The sequence below is a fragment of the Sphingobacterium sp. PCS056 genome, from assembly GCF_023273895.1.
Taxonomy (GTDB): Bacteria; Bacteroidota; Bacteroidia; order Sphingobacteriales; family Sphingobacteriaceae; genus Sphingobacterium.
The window spans coordinates 2,537,647-2,559,317 of the sequence record NZ_CP096883.1 but is presented as its reverse complement, the minus strand read 5'-3'; the positions used below and the strand labels follow the sequence as shown (position 1 = coordinate 2,559,317).

The 21,671-nt window shown below is 35.3% G+C and carries 21 protein-coding genes and 2 tRNA genes; 14 read left to right on the top strand and 9 right to left on the bottom strand.

The window, feature by feature from the left end; translation table 11 throughout:
* Positions 1-39: 39 nt before the first annotated feature.
* A complete protein-coding gene (locus MUB18_RS10630; protein ID WP_248755885.1) occupies positions 40-363 on the bottom strand; it encodes a hypothetical protein in 324 nt (107 codons plus the stop codon).
* Positions 364-533: 170 nt separating this feature from the next.
* On the opposite strand from MUB18_RS10630, the gene MUB18_RS10625 reads away from it, so the two are divergent.
* Entirely contained in the window at positions 534-902 is a 369-nt protein-coding gene (locus tag MUB18_RS10625; RefSeq protein WP_248755884.1) for a nuclear transport factor 2 family protein, read from the top strand.
* 459 nt (positions 903-1,361) lie between these two features.
* On the opposite strand, the gene MUB18_RS10620 is transcribed toward MUB18_RS10625, so the two are convergent.
* From MUB18_RS10620 to MUB18_RS10610, 3 genes are all read right to left on the bottom strand, one after another.
* A complete protein-coding gene (locus tag MUB18_RS10620; RefSeq protein ID WP_045754562.1) occupies positions 1,362-2,054 on the bottom strand; it encodes a LytR/AlgR family response regulator transcription factor in 693 nt (230 codons plus the stop codon).
* Positions 2,051-2,875, bottom strand: coding sequence for a sensor histidine kinase (locus MUB18_RS10615; protein ID WP_248755883.1), 825 nt, complete (start codon positions 2,873-2,875; stop codon positions 2,051-2,053). Before MUB18_RS10615 ends, MUB18_RS10620 begins: the two co-directional genes overlap by 4 nt.
* 541 nt (positions 2,876-3,416) lie before the next feature.
* Entirely contained in the window at positions 3,417-4,274 is an 858-nt protein-coding gene (locus MUB18_RS10610) for a LysR family transcriptional regulator (RefSeq protein WP_248755882.1), read from the bottom strand.
* Positions 4,275-4,360: 86 nt separating this feature from the next.
* On the opposite strand from MUB18_RS10610, the gene MUB18_RS10605 reads away from it, so the two are divergent.
* Both MUB18_RS10605 and MUB18_RS10600 read left to right on the top strand, forming a co-directional pair.
* Entirely contained in the window at positions 4,361-4,837 is a 477-nt protein-coding gene (locus MUB18_RS10605; RefSeq protein WP_045754558.1) for a GNAT family N-acetyltransferase, read from the top strand.
* Positions 4,819-5,361 carry a GNAT family N-acetyltransferase gene (locus tag MUB18_RS10600; RefSeq protein ID WP_248755881.1) on the top strand — a complete coding sequence of 181 codons (543 nt, stop codon included), beginning with the start codon at positions 4,819-4,821 and terminating at the stop codon, positions 5,359-5,361. The genes MUB18_RS10605 and MUB18_RS10600 overlap by 19 nt, the downstream gene beginning before the upstream one ends.
* 275 nt (positions 5,362-5,636) lie before the next feature.
* On the opposite strand, the gene MUB18_RS10595 is transcribed toward MUB18_RS10600, so the two are convergent.
* Positions 5,637-7,880, bottom strand: a complete 2,244-nt coding sequence (locus MUB18_RS10595) for a GH92 family glycosyl hydrolase (protein WP_248755880.1) — start codon at positions 7,878-7,880, stop codon at positions 5,637-5,639.
* A 478-nt stretch (positions 7,881-8,358) separates the two neighbouring features.
* Here MUB18_RS10595 and MUB18_RS10590 point away from each other — a divergent pair, with 478 nt between their 5' ends.
* The 3 genes from MUB18_RS10590 (at position 8,359) to MUB18_RS10580 (ending at position 9,498) form a co-directional block, all read left to right on the top strand.
* Positions 8,359-8,490, top strand: a complete 132-nt coding sequence (locus MUB18_RS10590; protein WP_248755879.1) for a cytochrome c oxidase subunit 2A — start codon at positions 8,359-8,361, stop codon at positions 8,488-8,490.
* An 11-nt stretch (positions 8,491-8,501) separates the two neighbouring features.
* Positions 8,502-9,137, top strand: a complete 636-nt coding sequence (locus tag MUB18_RS10585) for a helix-turn-helix domain-containing protein (protein ID WP_248755878.1) — start codon at positions 8,502-8,504, stop codon at positions 9,135-9,137.
* A 279-nt stretch (positions 9,138-9,416) separates the two neighbouring features.
* Positions 9,417-9,498: transfer RNA gene (locus MUB18_RS10580), tRNA-Leu, on the top strand.
* Between the two features lie 298 nt (positions 9,499-9,796).
* Here the strand turns inward: MUB18_RS10580 and MUB18_RS10575 are convergent.
* Positions 9,797-10,579, bottom strand: coding sequence for a hypothetical protein (locus MUB18_RS10575; protein WP_094772317.1), 783 nt, complete (start codon positions 10,577-10,579; stop codon positions 9,797-9,799).
* Positions 10,580-10,929: 350 nt separating this feature from the next.
* Between MUB18_RS10575 and MUB18_RS10570 the strand changes: the two genes are divergently transcribed.
* Complete coding sequence (locus MUB18_RS10570; protein ID WP_248755877.1) at positions 10,930-11,670, top strand: CPBP family intramembrane glutamic endopeptidase; 741 nt, start codon at positions 10,930-10,932, stop codon at positions 11,668-11,670.
* A gap of 71 nt (positions 11,671-11,741) precedes the next feature.
* On the opposite strand, the gene MUB18_RS10565 is transcribed toward MUB18_RS10570, so the two are convergent.
* On the bottom strand, positions 11,742-12,896 hold the full coding sequence (locus MUB18_RS10565; RefSeq protein WP_094772316.1) for an esterase: 1,155 nt from the start codon (positions 12,894-12,896) through the stop codon (positions 11,742-11,744).
* Positions 12,897-13,324: 428 nt separating this feature from the next.
* Here MUB18_RS10565 and MUB18_RS10560 point away from each other — a divergent pair, with 428 nt between their 5' ends.
* Entirely contained in the window at positions 13,325-14,506 is a 1,182-nt protein-coding gene (locus tag MUB18_RS10560; RefSeq protein WP_248755876.1) for a glycosyltransferase, read from the top strand.
* Positions 14,507-14,725: 219 nt separating this feature from the next.
* Here the strand turns inward: MUB18_RS10560 and MUB18_RS10555 are convergent, their stop codons facing one another.
* Entirely contained in the window at positions 14,726-15,028 is a 303-nt protein-coding gene (locus MUB18_RS10555) for a hypothetical protein (RefSeq protein ID WP_248755875.1), read from the bottom strand.
* Between the two features lie 207 nt (positions 15,029-15,235).
* Here MUB18_RS10555 and MUB18_RS10550 point away from each other — a divergent pair, with 207 nt between their 5' ends.
* The 3 genes from MUB18_RS10550 (at position 15,236) to MUB18_RS10540 (ending at position 18,052) form a co-directional block, all read left to right on the top strand.
* Positions 15,236-16,060 carry a helix-turn-helix domain-containing protein gene (locus MUB18_RS10550; protein ID WP_248755874.1) on the top strand — a complete coding sequence of 275 codons (825 nt, stop codon included), beginning with the start codon at positions 15,236-15,238 and terminating at the stop codon, positions 16,058-16,060.
* 62 nt (positions 16,061-16,122) lie between these two features.
* Entirely contained in the window at positions 16,123-17,772 is a 1,650-nt protein-coding gene (locus MUB18_RS10545; protein WP_248755873.1) for a serine hydrolase domain-containing protein, read from the top strand.
* Between the two features lie 207 nt (positions 17,773-17,979).
* A tRNA-Ala gene (locus MUB18_RS10540) sits at positions 17,980-18,052 on the top strand.
* A gap of 73 nt (positions 18,053-18,125) precedes the next feature.
* Here the strand turns inward: MUB18_RS10540 and MUB18_RS10535 are convergent.
* Positions 18,126-18,920 carry an HAEPLYID family protein gene (locus MUB18_RS10535; protein WP_248755872.1) on the bottom strand — a complete coding sequence of 265 codons (795 nt, stop codon included), beginning with the start codon at positions 18,918-18,920 and terminating at the stop codon, positions 18,126-18,128.
* A 164-nt stretch (positions 18,921-19,084) separates the two neighbouring features.
* Here MUB18_RS10535 and MUB18_RS10530 point away from each other — a divergent pair, with 164 nt between their 5' ends.
* Genes MUB18_RS10530 through MUB18_RS10520 form a run of 3 tightly spaced genes read left to right on the top strand, consistent with a single transcriptional unit; the run spans position 19,085 to position 21,566 of the window.
* A complete protein-coding gene (locus MUB18_RS10530) occupies positions 19,085-20,236 on the top strand; it encodes an alkaline phosphatase family protein (RefSeq protein WP_248755871.1) in 1,152 nt (383 codons plus the stop codon).
* The gene (locus tag MUB18_RS10525; RefSeq protein WP_248755926.1) at positions 20,161-20,757 is read left to right on the top strand and encodes an alkaline phosphatase family protein; all 597 of its coding nucleotides are present in this window, start codon (positions 20,161-20,163) and stop codon (positions 20,755-20,757) included. Before MUB18_RS10530 ends, MUB18_RS10525 begins: the two co-directional genes overlap by 76 nt.
* Positions 20,694-21,566, top strand: a complete 873-nt coding sequence (locus MUB18_RS10520) for a phospholipase domain-containing protein (RefSeq protein ID WP_248755870.1) — start codon at positions 20,694-20,696, stop codon at positions 21,564-21,566. Before MUB18_RS10525 ends, MUB18_RS10520 begins: the two co-directional genes overlap by 64 nt.
* Positions 21,567-21,671: the final 105 nt, after the last annotated feature.

The window sequence follows — 21,671 nt, the reverse complement described above, 5'->3', positions numbered from 1 at the left end:
AACCTCCCCTCCTCTTGCAATAAGTTTATAAAATTTCGACTATCCAAACAGTAAAGCTCCACCGTGGGGATGTAATGTCAATTCAATTGTTTTCTCTTTTTTTAGTGCCACTGGCTGCTTACATTCCAATAGTTTGGTATCATTAATATCTTCTAACGTCTCCGCTCCTCCTATTGTACATCGATAAAACAGACCCTTATTTGCACTACTTGAGTTGACCACTAGTTTCCGATCTGAACTCGATAAAGAGAGATCTTGTCCAAAAGTAATGGAATAAGATGTGAAAAATAGAACGCCAACAAGACTGCATCTGATGATTGTGCAAATTAAATAATTAAAATTACAAGTGTATAAACGCAACATAGGATTATTCAAGTAATGGTTATTTGAATGTTAAAGGTAATACTTTATTTATAAATGTAGAAGAAACATTTATAAATAAAGTGGTGTTTACTGAAAGCTTTAATATAAATTGATTAAATTAGTAGATCAAATACTAATCATATAAGTGCGCCCCAGAAAAATTATAACCCATGACAAAAGCAGATATTTTAAGTCAGGAAAACAAGCTATATGGCGCGATCAAAGATCGTGATATAAATGTGCTTGAGGAACTATTGCACGATGATTTACTTTTTGTCATTCCAAGTGGAGCCGTTATCACAAAGGAAATGGATCTACAAAGCTATCGTGATGGTAATCTAATGATCAGGAACCTTATTCCTCATGTTGAACATCTAAATATCATCGATGATACGGCCGTGATTACCTTGACCCTAGAATTGAAAGGCAATTACGGTGGAGATGATTTTGAAAGCAAGTTTCGTTACATCCGGGTTTGGAAAGCATTCTCCTCTGGAATAAAAGTAATTGGTGGAAGCGGAATGATTGTTAATGTGTAAAGTGATTATGTTATTTTAAAGACAATTTCAAATGGTATCAGATAAATGCAAAGAATAATAAAAAACCTATTGAATCATTTATCAGAAAAACCAAGAACGATTTTTCTTATTGACAGTTTAGGGGCAATTTTGACTACATTTTCATTATTTCTAATAAAATGGTATTTCAACCATTATTTTAGAATACCCAATACAGCATTGACTTACCTTTCCATTATTGCAAGTGTTTTTTGTATTTATTCGATCTCTTGTTTTTTGTTTTTAAAAGAACATTGGGCTTTTTTTATCAAGATTATTAGCTTTGCCAACCTGTTCTATGGTTCCTTAATATTAGGATTATTGATTAAATATGATAATTTACTTACAACAGTAGGAATCCTATATTTTCTGATTGAAATAGTAATTATTTGCATACTTAGTTGTCTAGAGCTTAAAATGACAAAACTAATACGGTGAACCTTATTTCAACAATTGAATAATATTCAATTTGAATATTTTACCGATTGGTATCTTATAATGTAAAATAACGATGATGTTGCCTTCAACACGATTAATATGTTTTGGGGCAACAGCAAATGACTTATGAACTTGTATAAACTCATTTTTGGGTAATTGTTCCAAAAATGACGAAAATTTTTCACGGATAATAATGGTTTCAATCGTCGTTATTATTTTGGTGTAGTTTCCTGTTGCTTCGATGAATAAAATATTTTCTATTTCCAATTGAATATGATTTTTATTGCTTTGCACAAAAATCCTATTTGAAATATTTTTCATTTCGAAAAATATATTTTGTTCACCCTTCGAGCCGATTGCTTTATTTACGGCTTTTAAAAATCGCTCAAAACCAAAGGGCTTAAGCAGATAATCCGAAATATTGTGTTCATAACCTTCCAAAGCAAATTCCTGATAAGCCGTGGTCACAATGACTTTGGGTGGACTATGTAATGTTTTGAGAAATTCAAAACCCTTTAAAACGGGCATATTCAAATCCAAAAATATTAAATCAACTTTATTTTTGTTCAAAAATTCAAAAGCTTCCAAAGCATCATAACAGTTTTTCTGCAGTTGCATATTGGGTATCAAGTCACCATATCCTTTAATGATATCGTGGGCAATATGTTCATCATCAATGATTAAATAGCTGATCATAATGTTTTCAAAATTAGTCGTGCCTGATAGACGCTATCTGTTGAAAAATAAGTCAATTCATGCTGATTTGGATAAATTAATTCTAATCTTCTTTTTAGATTTCCCAATCCAATTCCTGATTGTTTTTCAATTTTTTCATAATTATTTTCAATGGTAAAACTGATTTCATGTTGTGAAGTTTTTAATTCCATTTTGATGTAAGCATGGTCTCTTAAATTTTCGATTCCGTGTTTAAAAGCATTCTCCAAAAGTATAATATACAATAAAGGAACTACTTTTCGATTATTATCAATATCACATTTAAAATCAATGCTGATCTCTTTATGGTATCGCATCTGATGCAATTCGATATAGTTTTTCAAAAAATCAATTTCTTCCTGAATAGCAACCGTTTCCTTTTCGCCTTCATAAATACTGTAACGCATTAGATCTGAAAGTTTTAATATCATTTCTCGCGCTTTTTGAGCATCTTTATCTACCAAACCATACAAGTTATTGAGCGTATTGAAAAAGAAATGTGGGTTGACCTGGCTCTTCAATAGCATCAATTCGGCTTTTGTCTTTTCATTTTTTAATTTAAAGATGGCAATAATCTGCATGACCAACCAGTAAATACCAAAAGAAATCAATACCAAACACAACAAAAAATAGAAGGTAATAATGGAAATGCTAAGTTTTGGACTAAAGTTTTCAAAAAGAACTACGGAATTTTTATTTGAAGTAATCACTACTAAAAATATTAAAATCAAAGGAGTTACTACTAAAAATAGAGCAATTTTCTTGATGAAATTCCACCTGTTGTTATTTATTTTTAAAATCATAATCACAAATTTAAATTAATAAAGCTTGATGAAAAAATAAGTTGACAAACAACCAATATGGAAATTTGAACTGTTGAAAATGAGTGATGAAAGCATTTGATATACAGTTTCCATGTTACCTCACAGAACTAGAATAGTTCATCCCATATATTGCTGCACTACAAGTAAAAAAATAGGAGAGTTAATCCATTTCATTAAAAACATTGCTCCCAGAACATAATTTAAATGCAAACATTCCATTTTTAAAGCCTAAATAGGTAGATATATGGATCTTGTTTTAAAAGTTTCCCTTCTTGCATAATATGGCATAAAGAAGATGCTTTCAAATATAGCTTTGACGAAGTATTGACGGGTACTTATATGGTATAGTTTCTTACCTTCTCCCACGCACTTTCTATAAAAAAAATGCAATAAATTGAAAAAACTAATTGATGCAAAAAATGAGTTAAACAATGCTAAAATAGCATTTTTCAACCAGAATACATTTCCTACTTTTACATCTAGAAAGAGCGGCATTTATAAAAATCAATATCAGTAATCTTTAAATCAGATCCATTATGTTTTTGATGATGATATTAGGATCGTCTTTTCGCCAGTTGATATAAAGATCTGAAAAAAAAGGAAGTGGAATAAATCGTAATCCAATAGGATCATAATGAGTATATGACTGTGGCAAAATAGCTATACCCAAGCCTTTCTTAATTAAAGAAATAATGGTGGATCCAAATTGAGAAGAGATAAAAGAGCTGGGATGGATATTATAATGTTTGAAGATATCTTGAAGTAATGAATCATACCTGCTGTCTGAACCGCCATAGGTCAAAATAAATTTTTGATTGGCTAAATTTACAGAAGTAATATCTTCAGGAGTTTTGAAATCATGATCGGTCGGAACAACCAAACACAGGTTATCGGAACTAAGTTTTTTTGAATGGAGAAAAACGGACTGATTCATGTCTCTGCTAAGCAAAATATCAATTTTATAGTTTTTCAGAGCTTCTTCTTCTTGGCTATATGGAAGTTGAAGGAGTTCCATATTTAATTGAGGAAATGCATATGAAATCTTGGAAATAATTTCGGGAATGATAGTGGAAGATATTGAATCTGGATGAGCAATTTTTATGGTACCTAATTTCCCTAAATGAATCTGAAGAGCCTGTTGATGAACTATTTCTAAAGTAGATAATTCGAACTGCCACTTCTCTTTTAGATATTGCCCTGCAGATGTAAGACTGACATTACGTTTGTCACGGTCAAATAACTTCAGGTTCAGCTCACTTTCCAAAGACATGATTTGTCTACTGAGCGCAGATTGGGTGATACCAACTTTTTCTGAGGTATTCCAGAAATGCAATTCCTCAGCTAAGATCAGAAAATATTTTATTTGTTGGATGTCCATGATGCAAATTAACCATAAATAGTAGAATTTTCAATAAACTGATAAATCCTTATTGAAAAACAAATTGATCAATTAAAATACAAAATATGAATACAAATCATCGAGAAATAAAAATAAGAAATGCAGTTGCTGCTGACAGTGAAAAGCTATGGGTCCTCATGAAGGAATTAGCAGTATTTGAAAATTACATCGAATCTTTTGCTATTACACCAGCGATTGTTTTAGAAAGTGGGTTCAAAAAAAATCCGCCTGATTTTTATGCTATCGTTGCTGAACATGGCGACTCAATCGTAGGTATGCTGGTCTATTATTTTCTTCCTTATACCGCTCAAAACAGGCCTTCCATATATCTAAAAGAATTGTATGTGGACTCATATTACAGAGGTCAGAAGATTGGAGAACAATTGATGGGTGCACTTCGTAAAGAGGCGGGAAACAAGAAATGTGGACAGATCAAATGGACAGTGGCAACGTGGAATGAATCAGGTAAAAAATTTTATGAGAGACTGGGTGCCAATGAAAATACAGAATGGTTAAATTATGAATGGAATATTTCACTGTAACGGATATGGAAAACATTAAGATTAAAAAAGTTACATCAAGTGACATCGAAATTTTACAAAAAATAGGAAGACAGACCTTTTTTGAAACATTTTCACAAAGCAATACGGAAGATAATATGAAGAAATATCTAGAAGATGGTTTCTCAGCTAAGAAGCTGGCAGATGAACTTGCTCATAAACACTCGGAATTTTATTTTGCACTGGACGGCCAAGAAGCTATAGGATACTTAAAGCTAAATACAGGAGATGCCCAAACAGAAGTGCAGGAAATTGAAAGTTTGGAAATAGAGCGCATCTATGTGCTACAAAATTATCATGGAAAAAAAGTCGGTCAGATCCTATATGAGAAAGCTATAGAGGTGGCAATGACAAGAAAGTCTAAGTATGTCTGGTTGGGTGTCTGGGAAGAAAATCCAAGAGCTATAAATTTCTACAAAAAAAATGGGTTTGAAGAATTCGATAAGCATGTATTTATATTAGGTGATGATGAGCAAACTGACATCCTGATGAAAAAAATACTGTGATGCACTTGAATATTTTGCGACAGCAAAACAGCATCTTTGTATGCTGATTCTTGGAAAAGCATTGTCTAGTTTTTCTCTTCCGATGACGAACACAGCCATCGGAAGAGGAAACATCATATATATATTACAGATTTTTTATGACAACAATAGGCATTGGTATTATTTTGTCAACATCATCAATTAACTTATAAAATTCTTGAGATCGCTTGTATTAACATATAGATGGATTCATTGCTCTTTTAATGAATTAAACCATACAGCTTTACTATACCCGATTATTTCTTATACCACACCGGCCCTGGTTTGTTTCCCATTTCGAATACCAACGTCACTCCCGACATCATTTGCTGATGCGTAATATAACTGGTTTCAAGCGGTTTGCCATCTATTGAAACCGATTGGATATAAATATTCTGTTTACTGACGTGATTGGCTTTGACTGTAAATTTCTTACCGTTAGCAAGTGTAATTTCACTATGCTCAAAAAGCGGCGTACCAATCTCATATCTGCCACTGACAGGATCTACTGGATAAAAACCTAATGCACTGAATACATACCAAGCAGACATCTGCCCACAATCTTCATTGCCACTGAGACCAGAAGGATTATTCAGATATAGCTTTTCCATTACCTCGGCTGCGTACTGCTGTGTTTTCCAAGGCTGCCCGGCAGCGTTGAATAGATATAAAGCATGATGGCTCGGCTCATTGCCATGTGCATACTGTCCAATCATGCCTGTACTAAAAATAGGCAGCTTGGTCGTATCTGAAGGGTGGAAAGTAAACATGCTATCAAGCTTTTGCGCAAAGCGTTCTTGGCCACCAACCAAATTGATCAAGCCTGGAATATCATGCTGTACCGACCAAAAATATTGCCATGCGTTACTTTCACAAATATGTTCGCTATAATCTTCGGGATCAAATGGTCTTATGAACTGACCATTACTATGGCGGGGCTGCATAAACGACGTTGCCGGATTATAGACATTTTTATAATTTTTTGATCTGGTCAAAAATGTTGCTGCAATATCCTCTTTTCCCATCTTACTTGCCATTACTGCAATACAATGATCATCGAAAGCATATTCCAATGTGCGGGATAAGGACCAGTTTTCTGCATTATATTGATCTGCAACATCATAGGGAACATAGCCCAGTTTTTTATACAGACCTACTCCCCTATAAGCATCGGTATTTGCCGAAGCGACACAAGCTTCAAGTGCTTTATTGACGTCAAAGTCGCCGATACCTTTTAAATAGGCATCTACGATAACGGGTATGGCATGGTGTCCGATCATCATATCGGTTTCGCTTCCATAGATATTCCATACCGGTAAACGACCATGTTGCTCGTAAAAGGCAAGAAAGGACTTAATCATGTCATTGACACGATGAGGATCGGTTATCGTAAATAATGGATGTGATGCCCTATAAGTATCCCACAATGAAAATGTGCTGTAATTGGTCCAATTTTCAGCTTTATGCGTTTTTCGATCAGCACCAAAGTAAGATCCATCCACATCTCCAAATATGGTAGGTGCTAACATACTATGGTATAATGCGGTATAAAATTTTACACGAGAATCTTGATCTGTCGTCTGTATAGCAATCTTCCCAAGTTCATCATTCCAATTTTTTTCGGACTGAGCAAGATAATACTCAAAATCATCCTTTGGTGCCTCTGCTTTTAAGTTGTTAGACGCTCCTTCCATACTCACTCCAGAAAGCGCTGTACTCAATGTGATCTGGTCTCCTTGAGCTGTTTTAAAATCAAAACGGGCTTTAAAAGCTGTACCGATCCGTTTAGTCGCTTTTGTGATGGTATCTGTCACGGATAATATCGCAGTACTATCGAGGTGCACGGCAGAAAATGGTCTTGAAAAGCGTGTTTCGAAATAGACACGTTGTCCTCTCGCCCAGCCTTCAGAAAATCGATAACCGCGGATCGTGACTGAATCGACTACTTCAATATGGGAATCTACTGTTGCATCCCAGTTCATGGCTTTCTTGAGATCTAAAAATACAGCAGCCTCTGCTTCTGGGAAAGTATAGCGTTGAATACCGCAACGAGGGGTTGCTGTCAATTCAACGTTGATATCGTAATCTGTAAGTTTTACTTGATAATAACCAGCATGCGCCTGTTCAGCCTCATGGGTGAATTTGGAATGAATGCCTAATGGAGCCTCTGCCTCCTTATAAGGAAGGGTAACGGGCATAAAGGAGATATCATAGAGATCTCCTGCTCCTGTACCACTCAGGTGTGTATGACTAAAACCGGCGATGGTGCTATCCGGATAGAAATAACCCGAGATACGGTCCCAGCCTGGTAAACCATTGTCAGGACTTAACTGCACCATACCAAAAGGAACCTGCGCTCCGGGATAGGTATTTCCTGTAAAATCTGTGCCAATAAATGGATTAACAAATTTTGCGTAAGAATCATTTTGGATATCTTTTTTGGAAGCACAGCCTAAAAACACGAGTAGACTTGCACAGACCATATACTTCATATATTTCATCGTATATATCGCTTTTTAAATTTTATTTACAAATACTTCCCTCACTAAACGGTAGATCATCAGGAATAGTGAGGGGTCTATTTTCTAACTAATTTTCAGATCATTAACTTTAAGATTTTATAGGTCTGCCTAAAAGTGAATAAACCTAAGAACTGTATTGATCAAGAAAAACAAGATGCCAAATATAAGATAAATGGGGCGATCCGAAAAAATTACCATAAAATACATCACTAAAACCACACCCTCCTGTTAAGAATGCAAACTATCCTATAATTTAAACTAAGAAATAACAGATATTTATTCTTTTCTCTCCATAAATAGTGTATTCGCGCAGCTCAGCATCACGATTGGTATAAAAAAAGGATATGATCATCTTCTTTTTTGATTCTCCATGAATAATACTATTTAAGGTCTCGATTGTACCTTGATAAAAATTGCTATGCCCGATAGCTTTGCATAGAAATTTAAAAAGATCAATATGATGGATACTAAAAGCACAAATGATGAACAATTTAAACCTTATGGAACCATTGCATTTATGGTCGTCCTATTCATTTTGACGGCACTTGTATGGTTTAGTGTTTATTATATTCAGATAGACCGCACTTAATTATTTTAATAATGGATAAATACGAATTACGAGCAATTATTCTAAGTGGAATACTCTTATCGGTTTTCTTTTTTGCTGTATTGTACAATTCATATAGTCGATTTCCCTTCTTTAATATTTTCGCTAGTGGTCAAATGCTAAAACTGCAGAAAAATAGCCGCCCTAAAGCCGTTACTATTTTTGAAGAAATTTTAAAAGAATGGGATAATCATTTAGATTTTACGTCTGTAGCTATTGCAGCAAATATGCTTAAACTATTTGTCTTATCCAGTAGAGAGGTAAATTCTGAATCACCAATTTTGACTAAAACAGGTTATAACTCTGTCTTACTGAAACAATTTCTGAATCTAATCGAGGAGAACTTTAAAGATGTTAGACTTCCTAAAGATTATGCAGCCCTGCTTTACATCACTTCGAATCATTTGAATTTTATCTGCAAAGACCAGATTAATATGTCAGCTGGAGAAATCATACGTAATAGAGTATTGCTCGAGGCAAAAAGGATGTTAGTAAATTTTGAACTTTCAGTAGCAACAATAGGAATGGAACTCAATTTTTTTAACACATCATATTTTATCAAATTTTTCAAAAAATACACGCTATTTACTCCTGAAGCTTTTAGGAAACAGTACTATAATAAATCTTAATGGCAATCTGCGAAGACTCTATATAACATGACTAATATTGATTTCTATGGATCAGCTTCTAAGTATAAAGGAAAACAAAATTTTAAAACAGGCGGTATTGTTTTTTTTATAAAATCGGACTACAACCAGATAGATCTTCGTATAGAAGGCAACTAGAGCACGCAAAAAATATCTTATTCATAAACAGCATGATCTGCATTTAATCTATAGAATGCAAAGAAAACACTTGCAAAATATAAATTTCGATTTTATCTTTACGTCATCATAAAAAATCCTAATGCGGAAGTGGCGTAATTGGTAGCCGCACCAGACTTAGGATCTGGCGCCGCAAGGCGTGGGGGTTCGAGTCCCTTCTTCCGCACTGGACAACCTCCCGAATGTTAACGTTCGGGAGGTTTTTTTTACACCTATCTTAATATCATGTTTTTTAAAATAATATGCGAATAAAAAGCCAAAAAAGCCATGTGAGAGCACGATAAAAAAGTTGATGATATTAGTAAAATAAGATCTCTCCCTTATTAAAATTGAGAGTGGTCTTTTGCTGATTCAAAAATGGTGTTTTTATATGAAGCGCTAAGAATCTTGAATAAAAAATACAATACACCATGTTGGATAAAAATTCATTGATACTTAAGATCTTCAATCTTAGACCCGCTTTTTTAGATCCCAAGTTGATTGCCAAATCCACGAAAGTTTTTGATTCCATGCAGCAATCCACTTACAGCTATAACAACTGCCGTTGTAATTGCTGTGGTATAAATAGTATAACTGCCTGCTGAATTTGCTACAGCAACAGCTATAAGTGCCCAAGAGCCGACCAATGCATATTCTCTCATGTTACGTTTCCAAGTCATATAAATATAAAGCAAGCCTGCGATAATAATCATGATGACTGTCCAGGTGACCTGAGATAACTGCCATCCATCCCAATGAATTTTGGTTAGATAAGCGGCAACATTGGCAATCAATGCTACTGATATCCATCCAGAATATAACGAAAATGGCCACCATACCAAAGCAACAATACGAAAGGGAGGGTCAGTCAGTTGTGCTTTGATATTGACAATAATCCTAATTAAGGTGATTAATAATAGGATCATGATCAGTACTGAAAAACCAATATAATCATTTAACCAAGCTACTATCCAAAAGCTATTGAGCACACATGACGTGATAAACCATAACCCAACTCTATGGATGATATGACTTTCTTTTGGTTTTTTTAAGATGACAAATGAATAGATGACAAAACCGATCAAGAACAGATAGATCAATCCCCAAATAGAAAAGGCATAACCTGCTGGTGTAAATAAATTGTGGTAGGTATCGGATACTATTTTCATTGTATTACCGTTTATTGCTCCGGTATTAGCGCGATAATTTACAAATAGCGTCGCAATAAGACAGACGGCATTCAGTATAGCCAAAGTTATTTTTTTCATCTCTTTATCACTTTAGTAAAATCAGTTTATAGTAACAATTTTAGCATGGTAGTAGTTTTAGTAAATTTGCTCTCCTATGTAGATAGATCACTATATGAGTAATTAGATATCAAAATAGAAGCCAATCTTTTTATAGAGGATATTTTATCCAAACAAAGTGTATAAAGGACTGTGAAATACGAGACTACTATATAATTTTGTGAACGCAGATCAAGGTAATTTTTTTTTAAAATCTTACTATGCACTAATGCAAAGAGTTATTATATTAGCAGTTCTTTGGAAACTATGCGTTCAAAAAATCCTAAAATTTTGTTCGTAGTAAAACCTATTAAAGCATACTCTTACATACAATGAAATTAATTAATGAAATTAAAAAAGTAAACTGGTTCCTTATTTTATCTTTTTATGGACTCATCCTGATTTTAACTTATTTTTCCAGAAAACTTCCAAATGTATTGCAATCGGTTATCCATGCATTCACCAATTTAGAGGTCAATTGGAATTATAATCACGGCATTGCGATCCTTCTAGTTTCCTTTTTATTTTACAAGTTCAGTCCAGTAAAGTCCACGTATTCGCTATTTGGAGATAACAAGCTAAAAAGCGCACTCTTCCCGCTACTATTATTTATCGGATATTCAGTTTATGGATTTAGCAACAACAATGGTATAAATGAACATCTATGGGCATTTATATTTTGTCTATTTACTATCGTTTATGATATCATGGAGGAATATACTTGGAGGGGGTATTTAATTGAAGGTCTAGGGAAAATTAATCTCATTGTTAAAAGCGTTATTTCTGGAATATTTTGGGGATTTTGGCATCTTCTTATATTCAATGATTTCGATCAATATGGTGGATTTGGAGTTTTCCTTCTTTTTAGTATTATTTTTTCATTTATTTTAACTTTTTCTGTTTCAAAAACCAAAGCTATCCTTGTTCCTGCTACCATACATGCCTTATTGATTAGAACAAACATCGTAACCTTGATCTGTTTTATTATTTTTGTAATCATGCTATTAACCTGGGACAGAAAGCTATTCAAGAAAAGAGGTAAATCACGTTTTATTAACAATGGGAATAGCTAAAATAGCCCTCACATCTATTCAAGATACAGAAATACCTGCTGTTGCTGCATCTTGAATAGGTGATACAGGTGCTATTTAAATAATTGCGGAACAAAATCTGTCAGATAGGTTCGCCAATTGCTCCAGGTGTGACCGCCGTCAGATTCTACATAGGTATATTTAAAACCACTTCTATCCAATTTATTTCGGAAATCCGTTACACTTTTATACAAAAAATCAGTCTTTCCTATGGCAATCCAATACAACTGATATCCCTGTTTTCTTTGAATATCCAATTTAGTATCTAGATTCATGTAAATCGGGCTCTGTTTATTTTGTGGGGGCAGAATTGCTGGTGAAAATAATCCGACATAGCCAAACATCTTTGGTTGGTTTGCTGAAATATATAGGGAATGAAAGCCACCCATGGAAAGTCCTGCAATCGCCCGGTCTTTAGCATCTGATTTTACTCGGTAATTTTGCTCCGTAAAATTTATGATTTCATTAAAATAAGTTTCCATATCACCCGTAAAAATATCAGGAGTCATCATATCGATTTTATAAAAACCTTTTGCCGACTCACCTGGGGCTGCAGCATTGCTGGTGTGTCCATTTGGCATCACAACGATCATTGGCTTTGCCTTACCAGCGGCAATCAGATTATCTAAGATCTGAGAAGCTCTACCTAGTGTCATCCATGCTTCTTCATCCCCACCCATACCATGTAAAAGATAGAGAACAGGGTATTTCCCCTTATTAGATTCATAACCTGGGGGTGTATACACCGTGAGTCTTCGATCTTCTTGAAGTCCTTTGGAAGCATACCATCGTTTAGTAACACTTCCATGCGGAACGCGTTGTACTTCGTAGGATAATGACTGTGGCCCCGCCACTAAAAACATACTCATCACAGAGGAAACATCACGAACTTGATAGGGATTGTTTGGATCATTGGCCTTAACACCATCAACTAAATAAGAATAGGTGTAAATATCTGGTTTGAAATCGGCTTGTGACAATGACCAGACTCCGTCGGCACCTTTTTGCAGTTCAACAGGACTTGATTCCATCCAATTCCCCTGTAGCTTTACAGTTTTGGCTTGCGGAGCTAAAAGTCGGAAGGTCACTTTTTTTTCATTGACCTCTGGCGAGATGATATTCTTTTTAGCATTAAAATCTAGGTTTTCCTGTGCATAAGCAAATGAATGGAACAGGATAAGAAAATAAAGGATATGTTTCAATTTCATAACAAATGATATCTATAAGGTGATCGGTTTAACAATAAAAATGCGACAAACTCATTGTAAGCAAAATTTGTCAACTATAAATATAACGATACTTATGCTATAAACTAGCATTCAGCACCATGAAACTGCATGGTAGATCAACGGGTAAAAAAATACCTATTCGCTCCGTTTTTTTACGGATAATACGGGTTATGCTACGGGTTATGCATCAAAAACTACGTTTATGCATGTCTAAGGGAATGTTGGGTACAGCTTTTGTTTTAACAAACGAAAAGATAATTACATTTTAAAAATAGCATACACATGGAAAATATAGATCAAAAAGCAGAAAAAATAGGATTAGATAGAGGATACTATTTGTTATTGATGGCTATTTTGGATATTCCTGTTGATAACGAAGAACATAACATCGAAACGGTATAATTCCTATGAAAAAAATTGTAATCATAAGTACCTGCCCGCCTCAACAATGTGGATTAGCAACTTTTACAAAGGACCTGAAGAAAGGGATGGAATTGGATCCTAATGTGACCATCGATGTGATTGCCGTATCTAAAATTGGTCAAGACCAATTTGATCATTCGGTACGGTTTGTTATTGATAAGGATCGATTGGACAGTTATATTCAAGCTTCTTATATTATCAATGAAGAATATGACTATTGCATCTTGCAACATGAATATGGCATTTTTGGGGGTGTTGATGGTATTTTCATCAACAACTTGGTCAACAAGTTAAATATTCCTTTGTTGACTATTTTCCACACCATATTAGCATCTACGTCTTTACAAAAAAAGGAAATCATGGAGACGCTTATTACAAAATCTCATGCTGTGGTGAGTCTATCGCCAAAAGGATGTGAGATCTTGAAGGAGCTATTTCCAAATTGTGACCAGTATAAATTCAAGATGATACCGCACGGGGTGCCGCAATTTGATTACAACCAACAGGCAGCAAAAGAAAAGTTAGGTATGCACGCCAATTTTGTGATGATGACTTTTGGTCTGATAGGAAGAGGAAAAGGCTTAGAATATGCGATCAAATCTTTGTCTGGACTGGATTTGCCCGATTTTAAATATTTGATCGTTGGAAAAACACATCCCAACGTACTGGCACGTGAAGGTGAATCTTATCGTTATGAGTTACAGGACTTGGTTGAACAATTGCAATTGCAGGAAAAAGTTATTTTCGTGGATGAATTCTTGTCTGATGAGCAACTGAAAGATTATTTAACGGCATGTGATATCTACCTATCTCCTTATCAACATGAAGAACAGATCAGTAGTGGAACACTTTCGTTTGCAATAGGCGCTGGAGCGGCTGTTATTGCTACTCCATATTGGCACGCTCAAGATCTACTGAGAGATGACCGTGGTATCCTCACTCCTTTTAACGACATCGATGCTATGCGTGAAAACATCAGCCAATTGTATCACTCACAACGACTACTGGCTTGGCACCGATTTAAGGCACGCAATTTTGGAGAACAAACTACTTGGGCCTTAATATCCAAAATATACTTAGAACTTTTGTACAACTTCACCAGTCCAGTGAGATCGCTCGAATATTACGAAAATTACATTTCTTTTGATATCAGAAGAGAAGCATAAATAACAAAAGCCTTGGCATGATCATGGCAAGGCTTTTTAATGACGTGATAGATTACTTGATTCTTTAGCCTACTTGTAGGAATTGATTGATTTCGTAATTTTCTACTGACCGTGTTCATTGACTAAAGTAACTACATCCATTTTTATGAAATCTTCAAAATTCATAAACACTTTAGCGACCATATAATCTCCAGAATCCTCTAAGATAACCGTGTTGATTTAACAATTCAACTGCATTCCTTTTTGCTTCTTCAAAAAAGAAACCACTTCTTTATCGGTATAGCTTATGGGCTGTTGAACGTGTACGAGCTGACTAAAATCAGCAGTAAACAACTGCTCCACACCTGTTGATTGCCCTTCACTCATGACCGCAACATAATGATCAATAGCGAGATGAGCTGCTGATAAGTTTAGAATCATTTTTTCGGGCGAATCTACAATTGGCTTGCCTGCTGCAATCGTGAATGTGGATACTGTAATCAAGGTTGCTATGGCGTATGCTTTTATTAAAGTTTTCATCATATCTTTAAATCATGTGTGTATTTTTTTACTTTTATTTGGTGATTCAAAAGTATACTGGAAAAAGCGATCATTCTATCTGTTTTAGATCAACACACACAGTAACTCGATAAACGAAAGAAATACAGAGGTGAGTTTTGATTTTAAACCTTATATTTATTAAAAAAATAATATTCCAATAGCAAGATTTCCTTTTTTAAACCATAATAAATGAAACAATTACAGACGGGTGAGTTTTATGGACAGACTAATCAGACCATTCATTTGGAGGGAATAACCTTGACCGATACCGAATATAATCTTGACCGGGTGGATTGGCATTACCACGAAAATCCTTACTTCACTTTTATTTTACAGGGAAATGTTATCGAAGGGAATAAAAAGGAAATCTATAATTGTGCTGCAGGTAGTCTTCTGTTTCATAACTGGCAAGATCCTCACTACAATATAAAACCAAAGGGTTTTACCAGAGGTTTCCATATTGAGCTTCAAAATCATTGGTTCGATCAATTGGATTTTAATATAGATAATTTGCAAGGCAGTATAAAAATCATAGATATTGATATTAAATTTTTAATATACAATATATTTAAAGAGACAAAGTTGGGAGACACCACCACCTCACTGGCGATCGAAACGTTGGTCTTAAAAACACTTGTAAAGATGTTTGATAAATCATATATTGATGCGGATAAAAATCCACTTTGGGTTCATAAGATTAAAGAGATCCTATTCTATGAATGTACAGATCGTCTAACCCTTAACTATCTGGCGCAAACATTGGGTATGCATCCGGTGCATCTTTCAAGAGATTTTTCAAAATATTTTCATTGTAATTTAGGTGAATATCTACGGAAGCTGAAGGTTGAAAAAGCGTATGCACTATTAGCTGAAAACAATCTTTCATTGACTGAAATCGCATATGGTTGTGGTTTTTCAGATCAAAGTCATTTCAATAGATGCTTTAAATCGATCAGTGGAATCAGTCCCAACAATTTTAGAAAAATGATTGCCAATAAATTTCCTTCATGTTAATCCTGTTCTATTTGACTACACTTTCATGTTGTATCTTGTCCATCAATGCTAACTATTAATTGATGAAAAAAATATACCTCATAATTTCGATCATACTCCTTATGTTGGAGACAGCTGTTGGTCAAACTGCCGACTTGGTCATGAGCGATGGCATTGTATCTCCAGTCCATAGCGTGAATATTGGTAAAATTGCTTTTACAGGTAAAGGAAAAAACATTCAAAATATCAAACCGTCTGATTTCCTAACTGAGGTTGAATTGCAAGATAAAAAGGATCTGAATATTCAAGTTTTCTTAGGAAATTCACTAACCAATTACCTGCATATACTGGCTCCTGAACTATCTGCTCAGGAGTTAACAAAAAATGGAAATTATCAATTTACCTTCTTTGTCGATGATCACGTGACCTATGTGGAAAATCTTCATGTTGGAGCTGGAAACTTAGACAGTAAAAATCAAAAAACAACTTTTAGAGTTCCTTTGATAAGCACTACTAACGAAGATTCGTGGGGAAGATTTCTTTGGAATAGATTTTTAATGCATGGTGGAGAAGAGGCTTTTACAAGTGGTAAACATCTGCTCAAAATTGAAATTAGACCCTACGTAAAGCTAGACTCGGTTTTGATCGGGAATAAAATTGCGGAAGGAGAGTTGAATATTAGAGTCCCAAAAATAAAAATCAATGAAAAACTAGTTAAAATTCAAGCTATAAAACATTTGCAGGACTGGCAAATTTCTACCAATTCAATTGATACTGCTCAAATTGAAGAACTCAATAAAAAAATAATTACGCAGGTATATAAGGATATAACAAGTATAATCGTAATAAAAAATGGTGAGCTTTTAATCGAAGAATATTTCAATGGTGCGAATAGACACAGTCTTCATGATATGCGTTCAGTGGGCAAATCATTTGCTTCGACCATGATGGGGGTTGCTATTCAGGAGGGATACCTAAAAAGTGAAATGCAGCTACTGAATGAATTTTACAATTTGAAATCATTTAAAAATTATGTGCAGGAAAAAGAGCAAATCTCACTAAAAGATCTATTGACAATGAGTTCTTCATTTGACGGAAATGATATGGATGCGGAGTCTCCCGGGAACGAAGAAAATATGTATCCGACGGAAAACTGGGTTAACTTTGCTTTAGATCTACCTATAGACCAACATAAAGCTAAAACTAAAAAATGGGATTATTTTACTGCAGGCGTTGTCATTCTTGGCGATGTCATTAATCAATCTGTTCCAAATGGTTTAGAAAAATATGCCGATAGCCACTTATTTCAACCTTTAGGAATCACCCATTATAAATGGCAACTCACTCCTCAAAAAGTAGCGAATACTGCTGGTGGTATACAATTACGCTCACTGGATTTTGCTAAGTATGGACAGTTGTATAAAAATCAAGGTATCTGGAAGGGAAAACAAGTTATTGCACAAGAATGGATAGATAAAAGTCTTTCTAGACAAATTGCCATATCTGAAAATGAATATTATGGTTATTTATTTTGGAACAAAAGATATCGTGTCGATGATAAGAATTATGAGGTATACTACTCTAGCGGTAATGGGGGAAATAAAGTCTTCATTTTCAAAGATCAGCCCCTCGTCATTGTGATCAGCTCAACAGCTTATAATAAACCATACGGACACACGCAAGTGGATAAAATGATGCAAGATTATTTAATCCCCGCCATCTATAAAAGATAATCGCGAAATGTGATCACTAACTTATTTTTTCCGGTCACTTTTAAGTACGATCCCTGTAGATATTGATGATGCGGTTGCTCAGGTTGGAGTCAATAAAACGAACACGATCATAAAAGAAATCACATTTTTAAAACGAAATAAAAATCATTCTTAAGTCTTCACTATTTCATAGAAAAATACTATCTTGCCGCTGTCTTAGGATCAAAAGGGGTATTAGCTCATTTGGTAGAGCGCTTCGCTGGCAGTGAAGAGGTGATCGGTTCGATTCCGATATGCTCCACAAATACAAGAGTCCCATACATTTAAATGTATGGGACTCTTGTATTAATTATCCTTACCAAAGGATAATAGTCCTAAAACTTAGGTTCCCAGATCAGACGGGTCATAAAATCCATTTGAAATTCTTGGGATTTTATTGGAACACCGCATACAAGTCCTACTGCGATGCTTGGTGATAAGGCAAGCTTGACTTGGGGTCTCATAATGTATTCCAATTGACCGCGTTCTATGCGCATATCATTTTCAATACCGATATAATGACTTGAATTAGGAACCATATAATGTATGTTGGCATTTAGAACAAAATTGGTTTGCATTGCTCTATTTTTAAAACGATATTCAAACTCTGGTCCTGTATAAATCAATGTACTGATGTGGTTAAAGTTTTTAGCTGCTATAAAAAATGGTGACGATATGAATCCTCCGAAAAGAGGTGTATTTCTGATAGCTGGATTAGATTTGCCAAATTCCATTTCATGCACATAACCAATAGCCAAGGAAGTCTGACGTTTCTCATCAACTAAAAACGTATATTGAGTTCCAAATTTTAATCCCTCTACCCGATTGGTTCTATGTCCTAGATCATCTTTTGCAAAAAGTACAGGGATTTCGATTTCTACTCCCAAACGGTTGGCAACTGCCCATTCATATTCAACAAAAGCATGGTGCTCGATTTTATTTTTGAAACGTCCTGTCCCATAACCAACATTTACTTCGGCCTCCCCTTTTCGAGCTCCAAGATCACGCATCAGATCGAGATAAAGAGGTTCTGCATGTTTTACTTTAGGTAGTTTTGGTCGCGTATTGACTTGAGCAAATGAAAAAGTATAAGCGAATATTGAAAGTAAAATTGTATATAAAATTTTCATGATTTTATTGTTTGAAACAAACCTATAGCCATATTTAGGAAAAACTTAGGAATTTTAAATCCCGATTCTGAAAATGTACTTATGAAACCTAATCGTTACACTACTACATCCAAATTCTTTATACTTTTAAATTTTAAATCTAAAAACGAATAATACAGTAATACATGGATAATAGAAGAGATTTCTTAAAGAAAGCCTCACTTTTAACTGGAGCGATGGGTTTGGAATGGGGACTGCCTGCCGCCATACAGCAAGCCATGGCAATTGAACCTCTTTCTGGATCTAGTTTTCTCGATGCGGAGCATATTGTTATGCTAATGCAAGAAAACCGCTCTTTTGACCATAGCTTTGGTACGCTATCTGGTGTACGCGGATATGGAGATCCTAGAGCTATACGATTGCCTAATGGAAATCCGGTATGGTTACAATCTGGAAAAGACGGTAAAACATTTTCTCCTTTTCGCCTCGATATCAAAAGATCTAAAGCTGCCTGGACAAGCTATCTACCTCATTCTTGGGAAAATCAATCAGCTGCACGTAACCAAGGAAAACATGATAATTGGATAGATGCCAAACGGTCTGGCCACAAACATTACCAAGATATCCCATTGACAATGGGTTACTACACCCGTGAAGACAATCCTTTTTACTATGCATTTGCCGATGCTTTTACCATTTGTGATCAAAACTTCTGTTCATCGATAACGGGTACAACGACCAATCGTCACTTTTTTTGGACAGGTACCTGCGTACCAGCTAAAGGAGAGAAACCTCTAGTTCGCAACTCGGATATCTATTTCAATCGATGGGCTAATTGGAAGACCTTTCCAGAAAAATTGGAGGCAGCAGATATTTTCTGGAAGGTATATCAAAATGAGGTGAGCATACAATCTGGTCTGCAGGATGAAGGATTATTGGGTAACTATACGGACAATAATCTGGAATGGTTTTCACAATATCATATTGAATTTAAAGAGAGTCATCTCGCTTTTTTAAGAAAGCGTATCGCAGAGCTACCTGATGAAATCAGGAAAATAGAAAAACTCTTGGAAGACGGTAAAGCGGAAAGTGTACAAAAGGAAAAAAATAAATTAAAGCAAAAGCGGGAACAGTTGACAAGTTTTGAAAAAAACTTCAAACTTTTACTCCAGAGGCCTTTAACAAACTACCGCCCTTGGAGCAAGCTCTTTTTAAGCGTGCTTTCCAGACGAATGAACAAGACCCATCGTATCGTGAAGCCATCAATACCGAAGAGCATGAAGCAGAAATTCGAGTTCCGAAAGGCGATATACTGCATCAATTTAGACAGGATGTAAGGTCTGGAAAACTTCCAACAGTTTCTTGGTTAGTAGCACCTGAATATTTTTCTGATCATCCTAGCGCACCGATGTATGGGGCCTGGTATACTTCCGAGATTTTGAATATTTTAACAGAAAATCCTGATCTGTGGCGCAAAACAATTTTCATCTTAAATTACGATGAAAATGATGGTTATTTTGATCATATTCCACCCTTCGTAGCCCCCAACCCAGCCGATCCAACATCAGGTAAGGTTTCTCCAGGAATGGATATCTCTGGTGAGTATGTCAGTCTACAGCAGGAGCTAGATGCTGGAGAGAATCAAGAAAATGCAACTGAGGGTCCTGTCGGACTCGGATACCGCGTTCCGCTGATCGTTGCTTCGCCATGGTCAAAAGGTGGATGGGTCAATTCTGAGGTTTTCGACATCACTTCTACTATACAGTTTTTGGAATATTTCCTGAATAAAAAAATATGGAAAAACATATTTATGAAAATAACATCAGTTCATGGCGCAGAGCAATTACTGGCGATCTAACTTCAGTATTTCGTACTCCAGAATCTAATCCTGATCGCAAATTGCCTTTTTTAGACCGCAACGCACAGATTTGGGCTATTGACCAATCTAAAAAATTGCCCTTACCTCATAATTATCATCAATGGTCTTTAGGCGATATCGCAAATCTAAAGAAACAACGAAACATATCTCCATGGTTGGCCAAACAAGAAAAGGGACAACGTCCTTCAAGTGCGTTGGCTTATGAACTATATATCGATGAAGAGATCAGTAAGAAAGAGGATAAGATCTCTATACATATGAAGGTTGGAAATACTTTTTTTGGTGAGGCATCTTTGAATAGTCCATTTAATATCTATACCGGCGATTCTTATCACGATGGTGTTCAATTTTGGCCATTTGCGGTATTTGCAGGTCAGTCACTGGATTTCAGCTGGAATTTATCAGATTTTAAAGATAATATTTATGCGTTTACTGCTTATGGACCAAATGGATTTATGCGAGGATTTAAGGGACAAGATGAAGCACTACGTATTAGCGCATCTTATGAACTAGGATCAACTAAAAAACCGACTGGCAATCTAGTATTACACCTCAAGAATGAAGGGCAAGAAACCTTGGACATAAGTATGAAAGACAATGCATATCGTCTTTGGAATAAGGAAATTACCTTGAAAGCAGGTCAATCAGCGACTTCAATAATCGACACTCAACAAGAGTACGGTTGGTACGATATCAGTGTTACGCTACTAAATAGTCCATTTGAGCGTCATTTTGCGGGACGGGTGGAAACTGGAAAACATTCAAAAACGGATCCACAGCTGAGTTAACGCACGATATGATGGGCTAGTTTGAAACTTATCAGCCGATCGTCTCCAGCATATAATTGATGTTTAGAGACGATCGTATTTATTTTTCAACATCCGGTTAACAGA